This is a genomic window from Streptomyces sp. NPDC054847 (genome assembly GCF_053610925.1).
The window spans coordinates 1-7,522 of record NZ_JBSGZJ010000352.1; the positions used below are offsets into that span (position 1 = coordinate 1).

Annotated in this window: 7 protein-coding genes; 4 read left to right on the forward strand and 3 right to left on the reverse strand. The window is 70.2% G+C overall.

Annotation, left to right across the window (positions count from 1 at the left end; genetic code table 11):
• Positions 1-115: 115 nt before the first annotated feature.
• A complete protein-coding gene (locus tag ACWGH4_RS26795) occupies positions 116-1,597 on the reverse strand; it encodes an amino acid permease (protein ID WP_453465466.1) in 1,482 nt (493 codons plus the stop codon).
• Positions 1,598-1,766: 169 nt separating this feature from the next.
• Between ACWGH4_RS26795 and ACWGH4_RS26800 the strand changes: the two genes are divergently transcribed.
• Both ACWGH4_RS26800 and ACWGH4_RS26805 read left to right on the forward strand, forming a co-directional pair.
• Positions 1,767-2,255 (forward strand): ribose-5-phosphate isomerase, encoded by a 489-nt coding sequence (locus tag ACWGH4_RS26800; RefSeq protein WP_307706432.1) that lies wholly within the window; start codon positions 1,767-1,769, stop codon positions 2,253-2,255.
• A gap of 80 nt (positions 2,256-2,335) precedes the next feature.
• Positions 2,336-3,151, forward strand: a complete 816-nt coding sequence (locus ACWGH4_RS26805; protein ID WP_453465469.1) for an Fpg/Nei family DNA glycosylase — start codon at positions 2,336-2,338, stop codon at positions 3,149-3,151.
• A 79-nt stretch (positions 3,152-3,230) separates the two neighbouring features.
• Here the strand turns inward: ACWGH4_RS26805 and ACWGH4_RS26810 are convergent, their stop codons facing one another.
• Positions 3,231-4,460 carry a GNAT family N-acetyltransferase gene (locus ACWGH4_RS26810; protein WP_453465471.1) on the reverse strand — a complete coding sequence of 410 codons (1,230 nt, stop codon included), beginning with the start codon at positions 4,458-4,460 and terminating at the stop codon, positions 3,231-3,233.
• A gap of 107 nt (positions 4,461-4,567) precedes the next feature.
• Here ACWGH4_RS26810 and ACWGH4_RS26815 point away from each other — a divergent pair, with 107 nt between their 5' ends.
• Positions 4,568-5,713: a SpoIIE family protein phosphatase gene (locus tag ACWGH4_RS26815; protein WP_441263012.1), complete on the forward strand. Its 1,146-nt coding sequence runs from the start codon at positions 4,568-4,570 to the stop codon at positions 5,711-5,713.
• On the opposite strand, the gene ACWGH4_RS26820 is transcribed toward ACWGH4_RS26815, so the two are convergent.
• Positions 5,670-6,887 carry a cation:proton antiporter gene (locus ACWGH4_RS26820; RefSeq protein ID WP_453465474.1) on the reverse strand — a complete coding sequence of 406 codons (1,218 nt, stop codon included), beginning with the start codon at positions 6,885-6,887 and terminating at the stop codon, positions 5,670-5,672. The genes ACWGH4_RS26815 and ACWGH4_RS26820 overlap by 44 nt on opposite strands.
• A gap of 187 nt (positions 6,888-7,074) precedes the next feature.
• Between ACWGH4_RS26820 and ACWGH4_RS26825 the strand changes: the two genes are divergently transcribed.
• Positions 7,075-7,522 (forward strand): HD domain-containing protein (locus ACWGH4_RS26825; RefSeq protein WP_453465476.1); only part of this gene is annotated, 448 nt, incomplete at its 3' end.

Here is a 7,522-nt window from a genome sequence, read left to right on the forward strand (position 1 = left end):
GTTTCCCGGTTCGCACCAGAGACGGGAAAAGAAGGGAGGCTCTCCGTCCGTCCCTCGCAGGACCGACGGAGAGCCTCCCTTCCGACGTCACTCGGCCTGAGGCGTCGGGTTTCGCTCAGGCTCCGGAGACCGGCTCCACCTCTTCGTCACGGGCGGCCGTGACGGGTGCGGCGGCGGGCCGCGGGGAGAACTTCTCGCGGGTCACGGCGATCGCGACCACCACCGCGGCGACGGCGATCGAGAGCAGCGCGACCTGCCGGTTGGCCTCGTCGATGACCATGTAGACGAGCACGAAGGTGATCATCGCGGCGGTCGCCCAGGTGAGGTACGGGAACAGCCACATCTTCACCGTCAGCTTCTCCGGCGCCTCGCGCAGCAGGATGCCGCGCATCCGCAGCTGGGTGAAGCAGATCACCAGCCAGACGAACAGGGCCACCGCGCCGGACGAGTTGAGCAGGAACAGGAAGACCGTGTCCTTGAAGGCGTAGTTGAAGTACACGGCGGCGAAGCCGAAGACCACAGAGGCGAGGATGGCCGCCGTCGGCACGCCCTTGGCGTTGACCTTGGCGAACGACTTGGGCGCGTCACCGCGCTCACCGAGCGAGAAGGCCATGCGCGAGGCGGTGTAGAGGCCCGAGTTGAGACAGGAGAGGACCGCCGTCAGGATGATCACGTTCATGATCTGACCGGCGTTCGCGATGCCGATCGAGTCCAGGGCGGCGACGTACGACCCCTTCTCCTCGATGGACTTGTCGTTCCACGGGAGCAGCGTCAGCACGACGAAGATCGAGCCGAGGTAGAAGAAACCGACACGCCAGATCACCGAGTTGGTGGCCTTGGTGACCGCGCGGCGCGGGTTCTCCGACTCGCCGGCCGCCAGGGTGACGATCTCGCTGCCCATGAAGGAGAAGACGACCAGCAGCACACCGGCGAGGATCGCGCCGGCGCCGTTCGGCATGAAGCCGCCCGCGTCGGTCAGATGGGCGAGGCCCGCCCCGGGGTTGTCGGAGCCCGGAAGCACACCGAAGACGGCCAGCAGACCGACGATGACGAAGGCGCCGATGGCGACGACCTTGATGCCGGCGAACCAGAACTCGAACTCGCCGTACGAGGAGACGGAGACCAGGTTGGTGGCCGTCAGTACGACCATGACGATCAGCGCCCAGCCCCACTGCGGGACGGCCGGCATCCAGCCCTCGAGGATCTCGGCGCCGGCCGTGGCCTCCACTGCCAGCACGACGACCCAGAAGAACCAGTAGAGCCAGCCGATGGAGAAGCCCGCCCAACGCCCGAGCGCGCGGTCGGCATAGGCGGAGAAGGAGCCGGAGTTCGGGCTCGCGGCGGCCATCTCGCCCAGCATCCGCATCACGAAGACGACCAGCATGCCCACGAGCGCGTACGACAGCAGGATCGCCGGGCCGGCCGCGGCTATGCCGGAGCTGGATCCGACGAACAGGCCGGCGCCGATCACACCGCCGATGGCGATCATGGAAAGGTGGCGGTTCTTGAGACCGGCCTTGAGACCGTCGGGGGAAGGCGACTGTCCCGGGGTGCCGGGCATGTCGCCTTCCTTTGTGAGGGTCGACTGCGACGTCATGGACGAATCCTTATGTCTTGGTGCCGCTCGGGTTACGAACTTCGGAATTAGAACCCAGTACGTGCCAGTACGGAAGAGTCGATTCCGTTTCGTTGCACTCGTCACTCCGGCGCGCCCCGAGCCCGGCCCCGCGCCGGACCGCGCCTGCCCCGCATGCCACACTCGAACCATGCGCGTGTACCTCGGCTCGGACCATGCCGGCTTCGAACTCAAGAACCACCTCGTCGAGTGGCTCAAGGCCCATGGCCACGAGCCCGTGGACTGCGGTCCCCACATCTACGACGCCCAGGACGACTACCCGCCGTTCTGCCTGCGTGCCGCGGAGCGGACGGCCGCGGACGAGGGCAGCCTCGGCATCGTGATCGGCGGCTCGGGCAACGGCGAGCAGATCGCCGCCAACAAGGTCAAGGGCGTGCGTGCCGCGCTCGCCTGGAGCGAGCAGACCGCCGCGCTCGGCCGTGAGCACAACAACGCCAACGTCGTGGCCATCGGCGGGCGGATGCACACCCTCGAGGAGTCGACGAAGTTCGTCGAGATCTTCCTCAGCACCCCGTACTCGGGTGAGGAACGTCACACCCGCCGCATCGAGATGCTCTCCGCGTACGAGACCACCGGCGAGCTCCCCCCGATCCCGGCCCACCACCCGCAGCAGGGCTGAGCCCCGCACCCGCATCCGCTTCCATGTGCCGCCGGGTCCGTCCCGGCGGCACGGTCATGCCGTCCAGGAGGACCGACCCCATGCCCGAGGGGCACACGATCCACCGCCTCGCGGAGGACTATCTCCACCGCTTCGCGGGGTGGAACGTCCGGGTCAGCAGCCCCCAGGGCAAGTTCTCCGACAGCGCCGCGCTCCTCGACGGCCGCGTGCTCGACGGCGCGGACGCGCACGGCAAGCACCTGTTCCTCGGCTTCGAGGACATCGGCTGGGTCCACATCCATCTCGGCCTGTTCGGCAAGCTCGGCTTCGGCACTGCCCCCGCGCCGCCGCCCACCGACACGGTCCGCCTGCGCGTCCTGAACGAGGACCATTACGCCGACCTGCGCGGCCCGACCACCTGCGCGCTGATCACCGAACCCGAGAAGCGGGTGATACACGACCGGCTCGGCCCCGACCCGCTCAGGCCGTCCGACGACCCCGACCGGGCATGGGCGCGGATCTCCCGCTCCCGCACGACGATCGCCGCGCTGCTGATGGACCAGAAGATCATCGCCGGCGTCGGAAACGTCTACCGCGCGGAGGTCCTCTTCCGCCACGGCATCGACCCCTACTGGGCCGGCAAGGACCTCACGCGCCGCCAGTGGGACGCGATCTGGGAGGACCTGGCCGCGCTGATGCGCGAGGGCGTCCGCAACAACCGCATCGACACGGTCCGCCCGGTACACACTCCGGAGGCGATGGGCCGCGCACCGCGTGTGGACGACCATGGCGGCGAGGTCTACGTGTACCGCCGGGCCAACATGCCGTGCCATGTCTGCACCACGCAGATCCGTACGGCACCACTGTCGGCCCGCAACCTCTTCTGGTGCCCGACCTGCCAGCCCCGCACGGCCTGAACCGGAACCCTTCGGGAAGAGGCGGGGAGAGGAACGAGACCGCCGCAGGCGCCCACGCCCCCGCAGCGGGTCGCCCCCGCTAGAACCCGTGCGGCAGCCACGGCGCGACGTCGGAGCCGAACCCCACCGACGCCTCCGCCAGCGCCCCTTCCCGCAATTCCCGCACCCGCCCCGCCCCCGCCAGCGCCGACAGCGACACGCCGCCCAGATACGCCGCCCCCAACTCCCGTACGGACAGCGCCAGATCCGCCTCGTCCCGGGTCCGCTCGCACGACGCGCCCTTCGCGTCGCCCGTCAGCCGCCAACGGCCGGTGTTCCAGGGGCAGAAAGTGTCCTCGACGTCGAACACCACGTCGACCGGTGCCGTGTAGCGCCGGGCCTCCAGCGCGGCCCCCACGTCGACCAGCCGGACATGCAGCGAGTCCCGTACCCGCACGCCGCAGCGGCGGATGTCCGTGACCAGCTGGAGCAGCGGGTCGTCCACGGGACGGTTGCGGGACCGTACGGTCGTCGTCAGGTCGATGCCGCACAGGAAACGCCACAGCGCCGCATACGCCACCGGGTCCAGCGCGTCGATGTGCCGTACCGAGATGGAGCCCTCCGGGCCGGCCGCCGACCAGCTCGGCTTGTTGTGGAAGCGGGCGTACCCCACGACCTGACCGTCCCGTTCCGCGAGCACGCACTGCATGGCGGACCCGCCGTCCCGCTCGCTCGGCGGGTCCAGCAGCGGCAGCCGCTCCCAGCCGGGCCGGCGGGCGAGCATCCCGGGCCGTGTGCCGATCGTGCGCAGGTACACCTCCTCGCACGCCTGGGCGCCCTCTGCGACCGGCACGAAGCGGATCCGGACGTCGTCGGCACCGGGCGGCGCGGTGATCCGAGTCCGCGAGGAGTCGATCTCCACGGACATCTGGTGGGTGGCGACTCCGTAGCCGAACCGGCCGTAGATCTCCGGCTCGGAGGCCGTGAGCACGGCGAGCGGTTCGCCCCAGGAGCGGACGTCGTCGAGCTGGCGCCGCATCATCGAGGTGAGGATCCCGCGCCGCCGGTGGGTCGCCGCCACGCTGACCATGGTCACGCCGGCCGCGGGCACGAACTGGCCGCCCGGCGCGGACACGGAGAAGGTGAACGCCCCCGCGGTGCCGACGCAGTCGTCTCCGTCCCAGACGCCGATGGAGCGTTCGGTCTCCGTCAGGTCGGCCCAGAGTTCGCGCTCCGGCCGGGTCTCGGGGACGCCGCCGAAGGCGAGCTCCAGACTCCGGTACCACCGGTCCCACTCGGACTGTCGCAGCACCCGCAGATCTGTCGTCATATGCCATCCCTACCAGCCGTGCACGACCCGTCGCGACCCGATTTCGAACGCAATGTCGTGGGGGTCCCCCTGCACGCCGAGGCGGCGGGTGGATAAGGTCCACGGCAATGGCCCGCGGCTCTGCAGCAGACTCGTCCACGGCCCGGTTGCGGAAAGCGGTGCACCGGGCACGCATCGCGCTGCGCAAGTCCGGGGTCGACTACTTCCGAGGCGACGGCTCCGACCGGCTGGCCCTGGCCGGACTGCTGCTGACCATCCCCGCGATCACGTGGGGCACGATCGCCGCGCCCGTGTGGTGTTCACCGGTGGCGCTGGTCCTGCCGATCGTGGCGGGCGGCCTGCTGTTGCGGCCGGCGAGTCTGCTCGCCCTCTACGCGGCCGCGGCCGCGGCCCTCATCGTGGAGTCCATAGCGCTCGGCCCGTACACGGACGGCCCGGCGAGGGTCACCCCCGGCACGGTCCTGGTCGTCGCGGCGTGCGGCATGTTCGGCCTGCTGATCGCCCAGTTCAGGGCCAGGGTCGGCGTGCCGTGGCGGCGCGGCGGCACCATGCTCTTCGACCTGCGCGAACGCATCCGGGTGCAGAGCGCCCTGCCGCGGCTGCCGAAGGGCTGGCACCAGGAGATGGCGCTGCGCCCGGCCGGCGGCCAGTCGTTCTCCGGCGACTTCGTGGTCGCCGCCCGCACCAACGGCGGCCGCACCCTGGAGGTCGTTCTCACGGACGTGTCCGGCAAGGGGATGGACGCGGCGTCGCGGGCGCTGCTGCTGTCCGGTGCGTTCGGCGGACTGCTCGGCTCGCTGCCGCCGCACGGCTTCCTTCCCGCGGCCAACGGCTATCTGCTGCGGCAGGACTGGGACGAGGGCTTCGCCACGTCCATCCACCTCGTGCTCGATCTCGACTCCGGCGACTACGAGTTGCTGTCCGCGGGACATCTGCCCGCGCTCCAGCTCCACGCGGGCAGCGGCCGCTGGGAGGAGATGGCCGCGGAGGGCCCGCTCCTCGGTGTCTACGACGCGGCCCAGTTCGACCCGGTCAAGGGCTCCTTGCGCCCCGGCGACGTGCTGATGCTGTTCACCGACGGTCTCGTGGAGGCGTCGGGCCGGGACATCAGCGAGGGCATCGACCGGCTGACCGGTGAGGCGGACCGCTATGTGGCCGCCGGCTTCGAGGGTGCCGCCTGGCACCTGATCGAGGCCGTCGCCAAGGACGTCAACGACGACCGGGCGCTGCTGCTGCTGTGCCGCCAGGCGTGAGGGCGACCGGGCCGCCCGTTCCCCCTTCCCCGCCTCCGCCGCGACCCGGCAGGATCCTGGCCAGCCAGTGCGACCGTCCCACCGCGAGCGGCGCGAGGACCGCGAGGATCAGGACGTACCCGGCGATGAACGGCGAGAGCCGGTCGTCCAGCCCGGCGCCCGCCGCCATCGTCGCGAGGATCAGGGCGAACTCCCCCCGGGCGAGCAGGGTGGTGGAGATGTTGGCGGCCTGAAGGGTGTCGAAGCGGTGGAGCCGCGCGGTGATCAGACCCGAGGCCACGTTCATCAGGATGGTCACGGCGACGGCCGCGAGCACCGGCCACAGGACGACCGGCAGATCGCCCGGGTCGATGGACAGACCGAACGCGAAGAAGAAGATCGCGCCGAAGGCGTCGCGCAGCGGATGGACCAGCTTGCGGATGCGCTCGCCCGACGTGGTGCTGCCGAGCATCAGACCGACCATGAACGCGCCGATGGCGTCCGCGACGCCGAACCAGTCGGAGACGCCGGCCACGAACACGGCCGCGCCGAGGAACGAGATGACGAGAAGCTCGTCGTCACGGGTATCGATCAGGCGGCCGACGACGCGGGTGCCGAAGCGAGCGGCGAGCGCGAGCAGCAGCAGGAAGCCGAAGGCCTTCCCTCCGTCCATGACGGCGGCGGCCGGACTGTCCGCGCCGGACAGGATGGGATGGAGCGCTGCCAGGTAGAGGGCCAGGAAGATGTCGTCGACGACGATGATCCCGAGGATCGGCTTGGTCTCGCTGTTGCCCAGCCGGCCCAGGTCGACGAGGACTTTGGTCACGATGGCCGAGGACGAGATGCCGATGACCCCGGCGAGCACCAGCGCCTCGGAGGTTCCCCATCCGAGTGCGAAGCCGAAGGCGAGCCCCGCCCCCACGTTCAGCACCAGATAGGCCGATCCCGCGAGCACCATCTTGCGGCCGCCCGCTTTGAGGTCGTCGAGATGGAACTCCAGGCCGAGGTAGAAGAGCAGCAGCACGAGACCGAGCGCGGACAGCATCTCGAGGTCGTGCGGGTCGGAGACGAGGACGACTCCGGGAGTGTGCGGGCCGAGGAGGATCCCGGCCAGGATGAACAGGGGGATGGTCGGCAGTCCGATACGGCCGCCGAGGCGGGCGAGGACGGCGGCGGCGAGGAAGGCGCCGCCCATGGCTATGAGCGTGTCTGCGTGGCCGATGAGCCCAGTCCCTTCGGGTCGCGCAGCACGACGGTCTCCAGGCACGCCGCGTTGCGTCAAGAGATGGTCAAGAAAGCGTCAGTAATTAGTTTACCAAACGATTACTTGGTGATCCCCTGGACCGCTCCGGGTGCCTGCCGCCGCGGCGTACAGTCGTGCCATGTCCGAGCAGATGCTGACCCTGGCCGAGGTCGAGGCCATCGCCCGCGAGGCCCACGCCGCCCAGCGGGACAAGGCGGGCCGGCCTTACGTGAACCACATCGCGGCCGTCGCCGAGGGGGTACGTGCCCGGGGCGGGAGCGAGGAGCAGATCGCCGCCGGCTGGCTCCATGACGCGGTCGAGGACGACGCGTTGAGCCGCGAATGGCTGGAACGGGCCGCGCTGCCGCAGCACGTCAAGGAGATGGTCCTCGCGCTCACCAAGGGCGAGGGCGAGGACCTGGAGACGTACACCCGGCGCATCCTGGCAACTCCCGGCGCGCTGCTGGTCAAGCAGGCCGACCTGGCCGACAACGCCGACCCCGCGCGCCTGGCCCTGCTCGACGAGGCGACGCGGAACAGGCTGACGGAGAAGTACGCCAGGACCCGTGAACTGCTCGGCCTGGCAG